Source organism: Hyphomicrobiales bacterium, from assembly GCA_039973685.1.
In the GTDB taxonomy this organism is placed as follows: Bacteria; Pseudomonadota; Alphaproteobacteria; order Rhizobiales; family JACESI01; genus JACESI01.
On the sequence record JBDWKL010000050.1, the window covers coordinates 26,551 to 42,224 of the forward strand.

17 protein-coding genes are annotated in these 15,674 nt (G+C 47.5%); 6 read left to right on the plus strand and 11 right to left on the minus strand.

What is annotated here, in order from left to right; genetic code table 11:
• Positions 1–10: 10 nt before the first annotated feature.
• From plsX to ABJO30_14040, 3 genes are all read right to left on the minus strand, one after another.
• On the minus strand, positions 11–1,048 hold the full coding sequence (plsX, locus tag ABJO30_14030; protein ID MEP3233938.1) for a phosphate acyltransferase PlsX: 1,038 nt from the start codon (positions 1,046–1,048) through the stop codon (positions 11–13).
• Positions 1,049–1,214: 166 nt separating this feature from the next.
• Positions 1,215–1,796 (minus strand): DUF177 domain-containing protein, encoded by a 582-nt coding sequence (locus tag ABJO30_14035; protein MEP3233939.1) that lies wholly within the window; start codon positions 1,794–1,796, stop codon positions 1,215–1,217.
• Positions 1,797–1,800: 4 nt separating this feature from the next.
• Positions 1,801–2,361 (minus strand): ubiquinol-cytochrome C chaperone family protein, encoded by a 561-nt coding sequence (locus ABJO30_14040; GenBank protein MEP3233940.1) that lies wholly within the window; start codon positions 2,359–2,361, stop codon positions 1,801–1,803.
• 294 nt (positions 2,362–2,655) lie between these two features.
• On the opposite strand from ABJO30_14040, the gene ABJO30_14045 reads away from it, so the two are divergent.
• Positions 2,656–3,105, plus strand: coding sequence for an outer membrane protein assembly factor BamE (locus ABJO30_14045; protein MEP3233941.1), 450 nt, complete (start codon positions 2,656–2,658; stop codon positions 3,103–3,105).
• Positions 3,080–4,426 (plus strand): DNA polymerase IV, encoded by a 1,347-nt coding sequence (locus ABJO30_14050; GenBank protein ID MEP3233942.1) that lies wholly within the window; start codon positions 3,080–3,082, stop codon positions 4,424–4,426. Before ABJO30_14045 ends, ABJO30_14050 begins: the two co-directional genes overlap by 26 nt.
• Before the next feature lies 1 nt (position 4,427).
• Here the strand turns inward: ABJO30_14050 and ABJO30_14055 are convergent, their stop codons facing one another.
• Positions 4,428–5,249 (minus strand): DUF1849 family protein, encoded by an 822-nt coding sequence (locus ABJO30_14055; protein MEP3233943.1) that lies wholly within the window; start codon positions 5,247–5,249, stop codon positions 4,428–4,430.
• A 136-nt stretch (positions 5,250–5,385) separates the two neighbouring features.
• On the opposite strand from ABJO30_14055, the gene ABJO30_14060 reads away from it, so the two are divergent.
• The 3 genes from ABJO30_14060 to ABJO30_14070 all read left to right on the plus strand — a co-directional run bounded on the left by ABJO30_14060 (position 5,386) and on the right by ABJO30_14070 (position 7,595).
• On the plus strand, positions 5,386–5,865 hold the full coding sequence (locus ABJO30_14060; GenBank protein ID MEP3233944.1) for a RidA family protein: 480 nt from the start codon (positions 5,386–5,388) through the stop codon (positions 5,863–5,865).
• A 109-nt stretch (positions 5,866–5,974) separates the two neighbouring features.
• Entirely contained in the window at positions 5,975–7,177 is a 1,203-nt protein-coding gene (locus ABJO30_14065; GenBank protein ID MEP3233945.1) for a GNAT family N-acetyltransferase, read from the plus strand.
• Positions 7,167–7,595, plus strand: a complete 429-nt coding sequence (locus tag ABJO30_14070; protein ID MEP3233946.1) for an HIT domain-containing protein — start codon at positions 7,167–7,169, stop codon at positions 7,593–7,595. Before ABJO30_14065 ends, ABJO30_14070 begins: the two co-directional genes overlap by 11 nt.
• On the opposite strand, the gene ABJO30_14075 is transcribed toward ABJO30_14070, so the two are convergent.
• The 5 genes from ABJO30_14075 to ABJO30_14095 form a co-directional block, all read right to left on the minus strand.
• Positions 7,596–7,952 carry an AzlD domain-containing protein gene (locus tag ABJO30_14075; GenBank protein ID MEP3233947.1) on the minus strand — a complete coding sequence of 119 codons (357 nt, stop codon included), beginning with the start codon at positions 7,950–7,952 and terminating at the stop codon, positions 7,596–7,598.
• On the minus strand, positions 7,949–8,695 hold the full coding sequence (locus tag ABJO30_14080) for an AzlC family ABC transporter permease (protein MEP3233948.1): 747 nt from the start codon (positions 8,693–8,695) through the stop codon (positions 7,949–7,951). The genes ABJO30_14075 and ABJO30_14080 overlap by 4 nt, the downstream gene beginning before the upstream one ends.
• Before the next feature lie 103 nt (positions 8,696–8,798).
• The gene (gene clpA / locus ABJO30_14085) at positions 8,799–11,243 is read right to left on the minus strand and encodes an ATP-dependent Clp protease ATP-binding subunit ClpA (GenBank protein MEP3233949.1); all 2,445 of its coding nucleotides are present in this window, start codon (positions 11,241–11,243) and stop codon (positions 8,799–8,801) included.
• A 122-nt stretch (positions 11,244–11,365) separates the two neighbouring features.
• Positions 11,366–11,713 carry an ATP-dependent Clp protease adapter ClpS gene (clpS, locus tag ABJO30_14090; GenBank protein MEP3233950.1) on the minus strand — a complete coding sequence of 116 codons (348 nt, stop codon included), beginning with the start codon at positions 11,711–11,713 and terminating at the stop codon, positions 11,366–11,368.
• Between the two features lie 241 nt (positions 11,714–11,954).
• Positions 11,955–12,287, minus strand: coding sequence for a phasin family protein (locus tag ABJO30_14095; protein ID MEP3233951.1), 333 nt, complete (start codon positions 12,285–12,287; stop codon positions 11,955–11,957).
• Between the two features lie 496 nt (positions 12,288–12,783).
• Here ABJO30_14095 and ABJO30_14100 point away from each other — a divergent pair, with 496 nt between their 5' ends.
• Complete coding sequence (locus ABJO30_14100; protein ID MEP3233952.1) at positions 12,784–14,067, plus strand: D-alanyl-D-alanine carboxypeptidase; 1,284 nt, start codon at positions 12,784–12,786, stop codon at positions 14,065–14,067.
• 74 nt (positions 14,068–14,141) lie between these two features.
• On the opposite strand, the gene ABJO30_14105 is transcribed toward ABJO30_14100, so the two are convergent.
• Entirely contained in the window at positions 14,142–14,867 is a 726-nt protein-coding gene (locus ABJO30_14105; protein ID MEP3233953.1) for a DnaJ domain-containing protein, read from the minus strand.
• On the minus strand, positions 14,867–15,601 hold the full coding sequence (locus tag ABJO30_14110) for a VWA domain-containing protein (GenBank protein ID MEP3233954.1): 735 nt from the start codon (positions 15,599–15,601) through the stop codon (positions 14,867–14,869). The genes ABJO30_14105 and ABJO30_14110 overlap by 1 nt, the downstream gene beginning before the upstream one ends.
• Between the last annotated feature and the right edge of the window lie 73 nt (positions 15,602–15,674).

The following is a 15,674-nucleotide window of genomic DNA, read 5'->3' on the forward strand; positions in this document are numbered from 1 at the left end:
AAATTCTCAACTAACTCGTCTTAGACGAGCCAAGGTCAGCTGTCATGTCTGACTTTATCTTTTCAAGTAAACCATTGCTCACAATGTTGAAACCAAGCTCGGTTGCACTTGCAAAACCCTTAGGGTCGGTGCCGCCATGACTCTTAATCACAATACCATTCAAGCCCAAAAACACACCGCCGTTTACACGACTAGGATCCATCTTTGCGCGCAATCGGTCAAACGCACCTTTAGCAAGCAGATAACCAAGGCGTGCGCGCCATGTACGGGTCATTGCCTGGCGTAGGTAACCAGCGATCTGATTAGCGGTGCCTTCTGCCGTTTTTAAAGCAATGTTTCCAGTGAAACCTTCTGTAACCACAACATCAACGGTGCCGCGTCCCAGATCATTCCCTTCAACAAAGCCATAATATTCAATTGAGCTGTCATCAGCCTCACGAAGCAAACGCCCAGCGGTTCTCACCTCTTCCAGACCTTTGACTTCTTCAACGCCAATATTGAGCAAACCAACAGTCGGACGCTTAAGGTCGAATAGAGCGCGAGCCATCGCGCCGCCCATCATGGCAAAATCAACCAACTGCTGCGCATCAGCACCAATGGTTGCACCCATATCAAGCACAACACTCTCGCCACGCTCAGTTGGCCAAAGGGCGGCAATTGCGGGGCGCTCAATGTTTGCCATCGTACGCAGGCAAAATTTAGACATCGCCATCAACGCGCCTGTATTACCGGCTGAGATACAAAAAGCTGCCTCGCCCGTCTTCACCGCTTCAATCGCCAGCCACATGCTGGATTTTCCACGACCGGAACGCAAAGCCTGACTTGGCTTCTCATCCATCGCAATGGTTATATCACAATGGCGGATTTCACTTGCAGCCTTCACTTTTGGATAATGCGCAAGGATCGGCGCAACCTTATCCTCTTCACCAAACAAAAGAAAAGTAAGATCGGGTTGGCGTACCAGCAACAAGTTAAGACCGGGAATCACCATTTCTGGTCCCTCGTCTCCCCCCATTGCATCAACTGAGATGATCATAGAAGTGTTCATTCGCGTAAAAAGCCCATCAATCACACCCGTTCAAGGTGCATGATCCCTTTGCTATATTTTGCTAGCCGAACCGCCCGATCAGGGCAATCGTGGTTAAAAGCCTCAATTCGCGCGAATGTGCAAGAGTTAAATACGTAAACATGTGCATGCTTTGCTCAAGAAAAGTTTAGTTTGGCTTTAGTTTATCTTTTAATGACGCCAAACCAGCAAATGGGTTTTGCCGCAATTCCCCATCATCTGAGCCCTCTTCTAACTCCGCACCCTCGGCTTGAGGGTATGGATGTAAGCCTAACGCTAAATGCTCCAAAACCAAAACACCAAGCTGAACTTTATCACCTTGGTACGTATCTGGGATGTCATCCTCAAGAGAGATGATCAAAGATCCATCCTCGTCTTTTCGCTCAAGAAAACGTTCAAACTCGTCTTCAGGAAGCAAAACTAAATTGATGTCCTCATCAATAATAGTTTCAACAGGCGCAAGAGACACAACACAAGGTTGATGAACCTTGGCTTTCAAGCGCCCCTCTACGATGAACTTAGTGGTGGTCCGCTTGGTAAGCGTAATATCAGCTTCGAACTTAAGCACTTCAAGCAGATTGTAAAACGTACAGACAGCAGCCTTTTCATCATCACTGAGCGTCAATGTGGTTTGATAGCCATTGCGCGGGATGGCGGATACAGCCAAAGGCCGAGGAAGGACGTGTTCAACTTCAATTGCCTCGTTTGACGGGGTCTTCTTGCTTGTCATTGGTTTATTCACTCACAAATTCTTGGGGGTTTGCAAAAGGAATATCGCCATTTTGCAATTCATATAAAGAATAGTCATCGAGTGCTTGGATGCAAGAAAACGCATAGGCTGAAAACATCACAGACAAGCTCTCGGCCCGCTCGTGCTCTGGGAAAACATTGCGTTCAATCGCTTCAGCCATCGCACTTTCATCCCCGCTCTCAACGGCAGAATCATAGGCCGCAATCCGCCCATAAAAAGCTTCACCCATATTCTTCATGCGTTTAGGGACAGCCTGATAGCCTACCCCCATTTCACGCAGGGAACGGTCCATATCTTCAATAAAAATATCAAACACCTCCTGCCCAAACACCTTACCGGTCTCTTCTTCACGTTTTAATCTGTGCAACAACAAAAATGCGTGAAACACAATCATATCAAATCGGCCAGAAACTGAGTCCTCAACCCTGTTATTTTCATAGAAAACAACCTGTCTGGATTGAGTGACGACCTGGTCATAAACCCTGCGTGCAGCAGGGCTTTGGCGGGATGAAAATGATTTCAGTAGCTTTGCGAAAAAGGACATATTCTCTGAGTTTCTATAGGGGCTAACAAGCCGATACCTTGCCCCTTAAATCGAGTTACCCACCAAAGCAAGCCTCTTTACCTTCTATCACCTTTCGTTCAAAGAAATTTTATGGCATAAACAATGCCACCTTGTTGCCTTATTACCCTTTTAATGAGCTACAATGTTAACCATGAGAGCATGATCTTAATAAGGTCGATTTAGCCTGCGGCTCTCTTGGTGTATACGAGTGCAGGATATGGGGAAGTTCAAGCTCGTTTGACTCTGCTCAAACCATGCTTAATAGGTGATTATATGGGAAATTTCGGGAAAATTGCTGTTGTTGCGCTGCCACTTATGCTCAGCGCATGTATATCGCAAACATTGCAGCACGGTTATGTCGTGTCGCCTGAAGCACTTCAGCAAATCCCAGTTGGCGCTAGTCAAGAACAAGTTCTTTTAGCGTTGGGCACCCCTTCCACCATCGAATCATTCAAAACTGAAGGCTATTACTACATTAGCCAAACGACGAAAAAACGCGCAGCCTTTGCGCGCGGCAAAATTGTTAATCAGCGCGTTATTGCGGTTTACTTTGATGAAGTAGGCAGTGTTCGCAACATTGGCGACTTTGGCCTCAAAGATGGCAAGGTTTTCGATTTCTTGACCCGAACAACACCAACCAGCGGTTCGGAAATCACGTTCTTGCAACAAATCCTAAAAGCGGCTGAAAACCCAACAAATGCTGTCGGAGGATTGGGACGTTAACGGCCCCTCTAAACCGGAAGACTTAAGCAGTCGTGCACTTTGTCGCGACTGCCTCACACCACAAAAGCTCTCAGCCAATAAATCAATTCCACGATGTGTATCATGTCGCAGCCCGCGATTACTTGCGCATGATGAATTGCACACCCTCTCCATCGCCCATATTGACTGCGATGCCTTTTACGCATCGGTGGAAAAACGCGATAACCCTGAACTCATCGACAAGCCATTGATTATAGGCGGCGGACGACGAGGTGTTGTATCAACAGCTTGTTATATTGCCCGTATAAATGGCGTTCACTCGGCACAACCCATGTTCAAAGCGCTGGAAGCGTGCCCAGACGCTGTGGTGCTACCACCTAACATGGAGAAATATTCGCGTGTTGGCCATCAAATCCGCGAAGAAATGCTTTCGCTCACCCCTTTGGTTGAACCCATTTCCATCGACGAAGCTTTTCTCGACCTAAGCGGCACAGAACGCCTGCACAACGCCTCGCCTGCTGAAACACTGAATGCCTTTGCCAAACATATTCAAGAAACGATCGGCATCACAATTTCAATCGGACTGTCGTTCAATAAGTTCCTTGCAAAAATCGCGTCTGACTTCGAAAAACCACGCGGCTTTTCTGTGATTGGCAAAGAGGAAGCATTGAGCTTTTTAGAAGACAAACCCGTCTCCATGATTTGGGGCGTTGGCAAAGCATTTCAAAAGAAGCTTGCCGCCGATGGCATTACGACCATCGGACAATTGCAGCAGATGGAAGAAACCGACCTTGCCAAAAGCTACGGCGTTATGGGTTTACGCATCGCCCAACTTTCCAAGGCAAATGATAGCCGCATTGTTTCACCTTCTCGCAAGACCAAAAGCATCTCGTCTGAAACCACCTTCAACAACGATATTTCAAGTTTTGACGATTTATCGCGGTCCCTAAGGGCGCTATCAGAAAAAGTATCAGCGCAACTGAAAAAGAAGCAGTTCAGCGGTCACACGGTTGTTTTGAAACTAAAGACCGCTGACTTTCAAACAAGAACACGCAACCGAAAACTAACCGATCCAACCCAATTGGCTGACCGCATATTCAGAACAAGTTACGACCTTTTGAAAAAGGAAACCGATGGCACCAAGTTTCGTCTTATTGGTGTTGGCGTCTCAGATCTTTACCCAGCAGACATTGCTGATCCAGGCGATTTGATCGATGAACAATCAACAAAGCGCGCCCAAGCAGAACGCGCAATGGATAGTGTACGTGAAAAATTTGGCAAAAACGCTGTGAAGCACGGGCAGCTCTTCAATGATGACACCCGCCCGCAACGCGAAAAATAGATCAGCAATCTTCTTTTGACAAAAGCTCCAGCGTTTCCATTTTACCCCTCAAAACGAAATCGCCGTAGTCAAAGGTAAAATCACGCGTCACGCCGTTTTCATAAAGCAAGAACGAGTTTTGCCATTCCGGTTCACCATCGCCCTTCTTTTCATGTTTGAAATAAGAAATTGTAACGGGCCAGCGGCGCAATTTCATATCTTCCAGCATTTGGTAAACCAGCCCGTCGCCTTCTTCGGCAGGCTTTTCTGGCAAGATGATAGAACTTGCTAGAAGCGATGTTTTCGCGCCTTCAATCCCCTCATAAACCACATTGTTCACGAGCTTCTTGCCAGCCTTTGCATCTTCAACCAGCTTGATAAAATGCTGCACCGGAAACAAAGCTTCATTCTCAACGGTAACAGTTGCAGCCTCTGGCTTGGAAAGGCGCACATTAATAGTCTCATCGCCGCGGCTTGCAACACCCTTCACGGCTTCTCGCAATTGATTGTTTTGATAAACAGAGTTCGCAAAATCAAAAGCGGTTGCATCACCGCTTTCAAAATATTTGCCGCGCGTATCCAACGTGATTTCCGCGCCATCTTGTGTTTGTAGCTTAGAGACAAAGCGGTAACTGACATTATAACCCGTGCAGCTTGCGCCTTTTACCTCCAGCACCCATTTACCAATGCCGCCAGCAATTTGTGATTCGGGTCTCGAGCTTCCAAACGTGATTTCATAAACCGCGCGGTGTGGCGCCATTTCCATCGCAACCGCCTGCCCGCCCATCATCAATGCCGCAAAAGTGCATCCAACTGCTTTGTAATAAGACATTTTAAAATTCATTTGCGAGGCTCTCCGTTTGCTTCGTTTAAAGGTAGTCTATGCGCGGTATAAAATCCAAGGGACTCTCATAAAAATCGTGCATCATGAACAAGGTAGTTTTATGGTGCGGGAAATTAATCAGTCTTACGAGGTAGATATGACGAGCGACTATATGAAAGAAGTTGAAAACCGGCTTGCAGAGCGCGGCATGAGCATTCCAGAAGCAATGGCGCCAGCAGCAAACTACGTGCCGTTTAAAATTGCAGGCAATGCGCTTTATATTTCAGGCCAATTGCCAGCAGCAGACGGCAATATGGTCAAAGGCATTTGCGGTGATAGCATCTCTACCGAAGATGCCGCCAAAGGGGCTGAACTTTGTGCGCTCAACATCCTAGCTCAAGCAAAAGCTGCCGTTGGTGATTTAGACAAGCTCGAAGGCCTAACCAAGCTTGTTGGCTTTGTTGCCTCAACAGCTGAATATGGCGAGCAACCCGCTGTCGTAAACGGTGCGTCCAACTTTATGGTCGAAATCCTTGGTGACCGTGGCCGTCACGCCCGTTCTGCTGTCGGCATGGCATCGCTACCATTCGGCGTTACTGTTGAGGTTGAAGCGATCTTTGAGCTTAAGGCCAACTAAATCGCCCAACTCTCAACCAAAAATAATAAAGATCGCATCTTTCCATTTGCTAGTTTCTACCTATCTTATGAGAGATGCGATTTCTCTTTTCCCCTAGTTGTTCAAACACATGACTGAAGATGCCCATCTTGTCAGCATTGTCCAATCTTTGTCAGATATAGACAAAGACCAATGGGACGCATGTGCCAACCCTAATGGCCAACCGTATAACCCGTTTGTGGCGTATGACTTCCTGCATGCTTTAGAACAATCAGGCTCTGCGGTTGCAGATACTGGCTGGCTTGGTCAGCACATGATTTTAAAAGATGCGGACGGTCAAGCGACCGGCGTTATGCCGTGCTATTTGAAAAACCATAGTCAGGGGGAATATATCTTTGACCATGGCTGGGCGGACGCGTTTGAACGCGCTGGTGGGCGCTATTATCCCAAGCTGCAAGTGTCTGTACCCTTCACTCCCGTTTCTGGCCCGCGCCTGCTTACACGCCCTGGACCTGACGCAAAAGAAATCCGCGCGGTCTTAGCTTCCGCCGCCGCAGAACGCGCCCGATCGCTTGGCGCTTCCTCAATCCACGCCACCTTTATCGAGGAAAGCGAATGGGACGAGTTTGGCGAGTTCGGGTATTTGCAACGCACAGACCAGCAGTTTCATTTTGTCGATGAGGGTTACGAAAATTTCGATGGCTTCCTTGCCGCTCTCTCTTCCAGAAAACGCAAACAGCTGAAAAAAGAACGCCGCGAAGCGCTGTCTAATCACATCACGATTGAATGGGTGACGGGCGCTGATATTACCGAAGATCATATCGACCAGTTCTTCGAGTTCTATCTGGATACAGGCGCCCGCAAATGGGGCACGCCATACCTTACCCGCGAATTCTTCTCTCTTCTGATTGAACGCATGGCAGACAAAGTGCTCTTCATCTTTGCCCGCCGCCATGACGATATTATCGCAGGCGCATTGAACATGATTGGCAGCGATACACTCTATGGCCGTTATTGGGGCTGCGTTGAAGACCATCCTTATCTGCATTTTGAAGTCTGCTATTATCAAGCAATCGATTACGCCCTCGCCCATGGCCTGAAGCGCGTAGAAGCAGGCGCACAGGGCGGGCACAAATTGGTGCGCGGATATATACCGGTCAAAACCTATTCAGCTCACTGGATTGCAAACCCAAGTTTTCGCGATGCAATTGCCCACTACTTGGAACAAGAACGCAAACAAGTAGACTTTGAAAACGAAATGCTTGCAGAACGCACACCATTCAAGAAAGATGGCGGCGAAGAACGCCAAAAGGGAATCAGCAATGACACTTGAGACATACGATTCAGACAATATTTTCGCCAAAATCATCGCTGGCGATATTCCCTGTCACAAAGTCTATGAAGATGCTGGAACACTGGTCTTCATGGATATTTTGCCAGCAAGTGAAGGCCATTGTCTGGTGATACCCAAAGCCCCATCGCGCAATTTGCTTGATGCAGCAGATGCGGAATTGGCTGCTTGTATTGCCACTGCTGCCAAAGTTTCCCGTGCCATCATGAAGGCGCTTGATGCTGATGGCGTAACCCTTCGCCAAAACAATGAAGCAGCAGGTGGCCAAGAAGTCTTCCACACGCATTTTCACCTTATGCCGCGTTATGAAGGTCAAGGTTTGCGAGTTCATAATGGCAGTGAGGCTGATCACCCTGCCCTTGCAGCAACTGCCGCGAAGATTGCCGCAGCGATCGAGTAATTATTCAGCCACAATCAAGGTGGCCGAAATTAAGGCCGCCTCGCCAGCCAAGACGCCAAAGAAAATGCGCGGCCTTGTGGCGAAGTAAACGGCATAGCCAAATAACAGCGACCCAATCCGTGCCCACAATGGCACGATGGCCAAATCACCTGTTGGAAATATCACCAATTTAGCAATCAGCCCCGCAACAAGGGCCGTTGCCACTGCCCGCACCCATTTCAACACTTCGCCATTTTCATCCATAGAGCGGGATAAAATGACACCGAGCGAACGCCAAATTTGGGTCGGTATCGCACCTGCCAGCAAAATGAACAGATAAGGCGACCAATCGCTGAAGGGTAAGTTCAACAAATTCATGATGCCGCCTTACGTCGTTCAACAAGACGGCCAATGCCGTAGCTCAACGTTCCACCAATCAGCCCACACCACAACAAATCTGTATCCGGTGTGATCAGATGAAATATCGGCCCTAAGACCAAGCCAAAGCCAATTGCCCAATATTCGGGCGCAATACGGGCTGCTTGTGTCATCGACAATAAAAAATATATCGGCGTTAGAAAGATCAATGCCGCCGCGATTGGCGCGGGTAGATTTGGCACTAGACTGTGGGCCATGCCCAAGACGATTGTCACAGTCGTTGCAAGAGTGAGCGCAAAACCTAAGAAAAACGGAACCCGATTTGGCCGTGGAATTTCTGGTAGTTTGTTCATGGCAAACACCCATGAAGTAACAGCCATGAAATAGGCGGCGAGAAACAGAGAAGAAAGTTTAGTTTTGTCAGATTTCAAAACCGGCACCAATGCCATCGTCATCGGGAGTAGTCTGACAGAAGCCAGCGTGACGGCAATGACAGTCGCATAAAACGGCACATCATTGATAATGGCGCCAGCCACCACCACAGCACTTGGCAAAGCCCATGTGGAAAGCCCCAAGAACATTGCCTGCCATACGGTCAGACCTGCTTCTACAGTCAGCGCTGCAAAGCCGATAAATGACATGATCAAGATAAAAGCTGGCAGCGAAGCAACATGCTTCGCACCTTTAAAAAACCAATAGCGTGGCGGTTTTACGAGATCGTTTTCAATGCCAAGATCAGACATGTCAAAAACCTTGGTTACGAGAAACCCCAATGCTCAGCTAAAATGCCCCACGCACCAAAAGCACAACGCATTGTCGCGTTTGCCTTCGGTCGCATGAACCATATTAGTCCGTTTTCAGCGGAACTTTTGGAACCGAGCTTCCACCATCACCCTTTTTGCCTTTTGGCGAAGTCGTTTTTTTCGCAGCCGTTGTGCGCTTTTTCGCAGCCGCTGCACGCGGTTTCTTAGGCTTCACAGCTTCTTTCTTCGGCGCAACTTTCACGTCCTCGACAGACTCCAACAAGAGGCCAGAACCGCCCTCTTCCAGATGCTCCACGGACACTTTCACAATGCCACCACTCTTAAGTTTGCCGAAGAGAACTTCGTCTGCGAGCGGTTTCTTGATGTGCTCTTGAATGACACGGGCAAGCGGCCTTGCGCCCATCTGCTCGTCGTAGCCTTTCTTAGCAAGCCAAGCGACAGCGTCGTCGGAAAGCTCAAAGGTAACGCCGCGCTCAGATAATTGCGCCTCGAGCTGGATAACGAACTTGCGCACAACCTCAAACACCACTTCTTGCGGTAGCGAACCAAACGAAATGGTCGCATCAAGGCGGTTTCTGAACTCTGGTGAGAACAGTTTGTTGATCGCTTCTTCGTCGTCGCCAACACGTTTTTGGCTACCAAAACCAATCGCTGCTTTTTGCATATCAGCAGCACCAGCATTAGTCGTCATGATCAAAATCACATTACGGAAATCAACAGCCTTACCGTTGTGATCAGTAAGTTTGCCGTTATCCATCACCTGCAACAAAACGTTGAAGAGGTCTGGGTGGGCTTTTTCAACTTCATCAAGCAGCAACACACAATGCGGATGCTGATCAACACCGTCAGTTAGCAGTCCACCTTGGTCAAAACCAACATATCCTGGAGGCGCACCAATCAAACGAGAGATCGTGTGGCGCTCCATATATTCAGACATGTCAAAGCGTAGAAGCTCAACACCAAGAACGCTTGCCAATTGCTTCGCGACTTCCGTCTTACCAACACCTGTCGGGCCAGAGAACAAATAGTTGCCGATTGGCTTATTCGGTTCACGCAACCCTGCACGAGACAACTTAATCGCAGCAGTTAGCGCTGTGATCGCATCATTTTGGCCATAGACAACCCGCTTCAAGTTGCTTTCAAGGTTAGAAAGAACTTCAGCATCGTCTTTTGATACAGTTTTCGGCGGGATGCGAGCCATTGTTGCAATGGTTGCCTCAATGTCTTTCACACCAATGGTTTTCTTGCGCTTAGATTTTGGCAGCAAATGCTGGCTCGCGCCTGTCTCGTCAATCACGTCGATGGCTTTATCCGGCAATTTGCGGTCGCCGATATATTTTGCAGACAACTCAACCGCAGATTTAATCGCGTCATTTGAGTATTTCACATCGTGATATTCTTCATAGTAAGGGCGAAGACCCTTCAAAATATCAATTGCATCTGGAACAGTTGGTTCATTCACATCAATCTTCTGGAAACGACGCACAAGCGCACGATCTTTCTCAAAGAACTGACGATACTCTTTGTAAGTGGTTGAACCAACACAACGAATTGCACCAGAAGAAAGCGCAGGTTTCAGGAGGTTTGATGCATCCATCGCGCCACCAGATGTTGCACCAGCGCCGATGACAGTATGAATTTCATCAATGAACATAACCGCACCGTCATATTCTTCGATCTCTTTCAAAACCTGCTTCAAGCGTTCTTCAAAATCACCGCGATAACGTGTACCCGCGAGAAGCGTGCCCATATCGAGGGAGAAGATTGTGCTGTCTTTCAATACTTCTGGCACATCGCCATCAACAATGCGCTTGGCAAGACCTTCAGCAATGGCAGTTTTACCAACACCTGGATCCCCCACATAAAGCGGATTGTTTTTAGAACGGCGGCATAGAATTTGGATCGTGCGCGAAATCTCGGTGTCACGGCCAATCAATGGGTCAATTTTTCCATCAACTGCTTTTTGGTTAAGGTTCACACAATAAGCGTCCAGCGCATCAGCTTTTTTGCCGTCGCCCTCACCGGCTGAATCGTTAGCCATATCTTCATCTTCAACACCAGTTGGTGATTTAGATTCTGACATGCCTGCACGTTTTGCAATGCCGTGGCTGATATAATTCACCGCATCATAGCGCGTCATATTCTGTTCTTGCAGGAAGTAAGCTGCATGGCTTTCACGCTCAGCAAAAATCGCAACCAACACATTCGCGCCCGTTACTTCATCACGGCCAGAAGATTGCACATGAATCACAGCACGTTGAATAACACGCTGGAAACCAGCAGTCGGCTTTGGCTCATCGTCAAAACTGTTAACGAGGTTTGATAATTCCGTATCCACGTATTCGATCAGGTCTTCACGCAGCTTATCGAGATTTACGTTGGAGGCCTGCATCACAGCAGAAGCGTCTTTGTCATCTATCAACGCGAGCAGCAAATGCTCAAGCGTCGCATATTCCTGACTGCGATCGCTCGCCAGCTTCAGGGCTTCGTGGAGGGCTTTTTCGAGACTGCGTGAAAATGAAGGCACTCGTTATATCTCTTTCTTTGTTCTACCGCTTTGGTATTTGGATTTTACCGTTTGGTATTCGGCAATTTAAAGCCAGTCCTGTCTTAGATAGGTGCTCGTCAGCAATTTTCTCAGTTATTTTCTCAATTCTTTTCCATGACACATTGAAGAGGATGCTGATGTTTGCGCGCAAAGTCCATAACTTGCGTCACTTTTGTTTCAGCAACTTCATAGGTAAACACGCCACATTCACCTACTCCGGCATTATGAACATGCAACATAACCTGTGTGGCTTGTTCTTCATTCTTCTGGAAAAAACGTTCAAGCACGTGGATGACAAATTCCATCGGCGTGTAATCGTCATTAAGTAAAAGAACACGATAAAGACTAGGTTTTTTGACCTTCGTGCGCGTGCGCGTGATGACACCAGCGTCGGTGCCCTCATCATTATCGTCGTTATTGTCGTCGTCGTTAGACAGATAAATTTTCATGCCTTCAACATGACCCTTCTTGTCGGCTGGTTCAAGATGATACCACGATAAAATGTGGACTTTCGAACAGTTGGTTAAACACCTATGTATGAAATAAATAAATCCAAACAATCGCTTTTGTAAATTGTCACAAAGATGGAAACCCTATGAGCCTTACGATAGTTTTAAACACAAAAAAAGCCGCGCAATAAGCACGGCTTTTTAAATCTTCAAACGTTGAAGAAGAGCGTTGATGCGTCGCTTATTTAGCGGCTTTCGTCATTGCTTCTTCAACAGGCTTGTAAAGCTCTTTAGCAAGGGCAGCGTACTGGTCGCCAACTTTAGTTGCTTGCGCAACAAAACCTTCAAAAGACGCTTTTGCATATTCGCTTTGAATTTCAAGAGCTTTGTCAAAAGTTTTAACGCTCATCAATTTTTCAGCCGTTGCAGAACCTTCTTCAAAAGCTTTCTTTGAGAAATCAGCTGATTCAGTTGCGATTTCTTGGAAAACTTTAGAAACAACACCAGCATTCGCCATTGCTGATTCGAGGTTGTCTTGGCTCATTTTTTGAAAATCATCTACATAGTTTGTCATGGTCGCATCCTTTTGGATTGAATGAGTGTTGGGTCATGAGCACTTATTGAGCAGTGCTTCTTAATCTGTTGACATACATATATTGCATCGCAACATAAATTGCAAGAATTTTTTGCATCGCACCATATTTAAAAAAATTTAAGGCAGCAGACTCTCTAATTTTGTGGGTCTACCCCTTCCCTAAAACCAAGCTAACGCTCGTTTTAGTCAACAAAATATTTCCAAGCCGAACAAAATGTTATCTCAAATGCAACACAAAAGACCAAGTTCCTATCAACGTAAACAAGAGCTTTACGGATTCGTAACCCCTATAGGGCATTGTGCCTCCAGTAAGCGGACGGGATTGATGCGGTACATCGGCCTCGCCCTCCAGTTTTTGTATTGAGTAGCGTTGGAGTTGGCCGTGTTTTTCGGTTTGAAGAATTCGAAGTCCCGAAACATTAAATCCTTGTTTTCGGCAGTTGTTTTATCTGCTGCAATGGTTGTTGCGCCTCAAATGGCCAAAGCCAACGCGAAATATGCAGCTTTTGTGTATGATGCGAATAAAGGCAAAGTCCTTTTTTCTCGTAACGCAGATAGATATCGTTATCCCGCCTCTTTGACAAAGATCATGACGCTTTATCTCGTCTATGATGCCATTGATGCTGGTAAGATCACCCTCAACTCCAAACTTAAAGTGTCACGGCGCGCTGCTTCTATGCCGCCGTCAAAGCTTTACTTGAAAGTTGGCGGTCATATCCGTGTTAAAGATGCAATTTTGGCGTTGGTAACAAAGTCGGCCAATGATGTGGCAAGTACGATTGCTGAAAACCTTGGCGGGACAGAATCCAACTTTGCAGCGATGATGACCCGCAAAGCACGCTCTATTGGCATGTCTAAGACAACTTTTGCCAATGCGTCTGGTTTGCCAAACACAAGACAGCGCACCACTGCGCGCGATATGGCTCGTTTGGGTCTTTCTATTCGCAAAAAACATCCAAGATCATTTAGATACTTTGCAACACGCAGCTTTAAGTACGGCAAGCGCACTTATCGCAACCATAACCGTCTGTTAGGTCGTGTTCGTGGCGTGAATGGCATTAAAACTGGCTACATCCGTGCCTCAGGCTTCAATCTAGTGACAAACGTTGAAACACGTGGTCGTCATATGGTTGCCGTTGTTATGGGTGGCCGCTCAGGTAGTGCAAGAAACGCGCATATGACTACTTTGATCAATCGCCACATTAGCAAAGCATCGCGCAGAAACTATAAAAAGAAGCGGACACCGCTTTTGGTTGCAGCAAGAAAAGCGCCAAGCCCAGTATTAGCAAAAGCGCCATTGCCTGAAGTTAAACCAAGAGCTGCCGTTATTGCGTCAGCCGCCCCTGCGCCAACACCTAAAACTGGCTCAACGCCGGAACCAAAATCTAATCCGGTCATCGTTGCTGCTAACTTGGTCACTGACAATAAAATCGAGCAAGGTTCACAAGGCAATGCTGCAAACAAGCCCGCAACGGCTGGAAACGTAGCCCCTGCCCCTCAAGCAATTGTTAAGCGTGAAGGATGGAAAATTCAGCTTTCAGCTTCACCAAACCTTCAAGATGCGCAAGATATGTTGCTTGAAGCCTCCAAGCGTGGTGCTACCGTTCTGACAGCAAAAACGCCTTATACCGAGCCTGTTCAAAAAGGAACAGAAACTCTTTACCGCGTTCGCTTTGCAGGCTTTACGGACAAGCACGCTGCCAGACGTGCCTGTAACTATCTGAAAAAGAAGCGTTATAACTGCATTTATCTCAATTAGAAAAAGTGAGCGCTTAAAGCCCACTTAATCGGCAAGACCTAAGTTTGTGTCTTCACCTGAAGTGTAACTGAGTATCAGGAAGTAGAAGAATGGTTAGACAAGAGAAAATCTTTAGCCTCATTGATTTTAGCGGCAAGCGCCGTAGAGCCGCCCCTGTCGGGATGGATCTTCATCATCAAGCGTCTGTGCGCAGCGACGATGCTGTCGCGGCCAGCCCCCGGAGCAAGCCCAAGGATCTCGTAGGCCTCCTCCTCGGTTATGGTGCCAGAACCCGTCGTTCTGCGATGCCCCGCGTCGGCGTCAACCTCGAAGTCTTCACGCCAAGTGGCAATCACGCTGTCAAGATAAGCTTCAAGTAAGCTCAAACTGTTCGGGTCACCTTGGTCCAGAACTTCCTCATAGAGAGACTTTAATTGCTCAGGCGATAAATTCGAAAGGCGATCATCTTCATGGTCGCCTTTTTTAATGCGCCCATCCATTTGGCCTGATTGGTGGTTGAGGGTCATCTCAAAGTAATCGGTATTGACGGATGATGTCTTGCCCGCATTCGGATTTGAACCTGCCCTCGCCTTAAACGGCCAGCGCCATCCCAGCAGCAAACCGAGAGCGACCAATCCAACCGGCAACGACAAAACCGCATAGCGGCTGGTAAAAACCAAAATAATGGCCACAACGAAGGCGACAACTGCCAACAATTGCCGAAACAATGTGGCAAGCGCTTTTGGTTCACTGCGAGAAAAAAGCCGCAACCCCAAAAACACAATAGCCAAAAGCAGGACGCCTGCAAAAAATTGGATCATCATCCCTCACCGTTCAACTGCGGCAACAATAATCTGTCGCCACTTTCTTCCAAAGCCTTCAACCCACCAGCAGCATAAACTGCAACGGCTTTCAAAAGCTCCGACAAATGCTTAGCGCTTGCCTGGTCAAACCTTGCATAAGCGCCATTGGATAAACGCGCCATTTCTTTAAACGCGCGCTCTGTCGTTGGGTCGCGTCCTTCTTGAAACACAAACATTGGCACACCAAGCAAACCCAGTTCACCCGCTTTGTCGCATAAAATATCGAGGTTTTCTTCCATCGCATCACCGATAAACACCAACGCATCAACCGATTGCCGTGACTGTTCGCGCAATGCGTTGAGAAGCACTTTCTTGATCTGGGTTTTACCGCCCCGACAAGAAATTCGCCCCATATAGCTATGCAATGCGGTTGTTTCACTCACCCAAGGCGAAGATCGACACTCTCTAAACCCGCGAAAATAATTAAGCTGAACATCAAGTCCGCCAACACTTTCAACCGTTTCAAACATTTCAGCCTGTATGTGACAGGCCAAATCCCACGTATGTTGCCGGCTGAGTGTTGCATCAAGCGCAAATATCAATCGCCCTCGCTCATTCTTGCGCGGCTTCATCTGCGCCAATTGATTGGCTTTTTGCAGAAATTCAGCGACCTCATTAGCGGTAGAAGCCGACGCCACGTCAGTAGCCTCTTCCCCGTTCTTGATCGATATGTCAGCGTTTTTGCTGTTCAAAACCAAAAATTCTCCGCTTTTCTTTCAATATGGGAGCATTATAAGCGTGGGACAAGATCATCGGAACATTTGC

Coding starts and splice junctions, on each gene's coding strand:
- ABJO30_14075 (MEP3233947.1), bottom strand. CDS start 7,952: ATGAATTTGTTGAACTTACCCTTCAGCGATTGGTCGCCTTATCTGTTC.
- ABJO30_14100 (MEP3233952.1), top strand. CDS start 12,784: ATGGCCAAAGCCAACGCGAAATATGCAGCTTTTGTGTATGATGCGAAT.
- ABJO30_14060 (MEP3233944.1), top strand. CDS start 5,386: ATGACGAGCGACTATATGAAAGAAGTTGAAAACCGGCTTGCAGAGCGC.
- ABJO30_14105 (MEP3233953.1), bottom strand. CDS start 14,867: ATGATCCAATTTTTTGCAGGCGTCCTGCTTTTGGCTATTGTGTTTTTG.
- ABJO30_14050 (MEP3233942.1), top strand. CDS start 3,080: ATGCTGTCGGAGGATTGGGACGTTAACGGCCCCTCTAAACCGGAAGAC.
- ABJO30_14080 (MEP3233948.1), bottom strand. CDS start 8,695: ATGTCTGATCTTGGCATTGAAAACGATCTCGTAAAACCGCCACGCTAT.
- ABJO30_14055 (MEP3233943.1), bottom strand. CDS start 5,249: ATGAATTTTAAAATGTCTTATTACAAAGCAGTTGGATGCACTTTTGCG.
- ABJO30_14045 (MEP3233941.1), top strand. CDS start 2,656: ATGGGAAATTTCGGGAAAATTGCTGTTGTTGCGCTGCCACTTATGCTC.
- clpS (MEP3233950.1), bottom strand. CDS start 11,713: ATGAAAATTTATCTGTCTAACGACGACGACAATAACGACGATAATGAT.
- ABJO30_14040 (MEP3233940.1), bottom strand. CDS start 2,361: ATGTCCTTTTTCGCAAAGCTACTGAAATCATTTTCATCCCGCCAAAGC.
- plsX (MEP3233938.1), bottom strand. CDS start 1,048: ATGAACACTTCTATGATCATCTCAGTTGATGCAATGGGGGGAGACGAG.
- ABJO30_14065 (MEP3233945.1), top strand. CDS start 5,975: ATGACTGAAGATGCCCATCTTGTCAGCATTGTCCAATCTTTGTCAGAT.
- ABJO30_14070 (MEP3233946.1), top strand. CDS start 7,167: ATGACACTTGAGACATACGATTCAGACAATATTTTCGCCAAAATCATC.
- ABJO30_14035 (MEP3233939.1), bottom strand. CDS start 1,796: ATGACAAGCAAGAAGACCCCGTCAAACGAGGCAATTGAAGTTGAACAC.
- ABJO30_14095 (MEP3233951.1), bottom strand. CDS start 12,287: ATGACAAACTATGTAGATGATTTTCAAAAAATGAGCCAAGACAACCTC.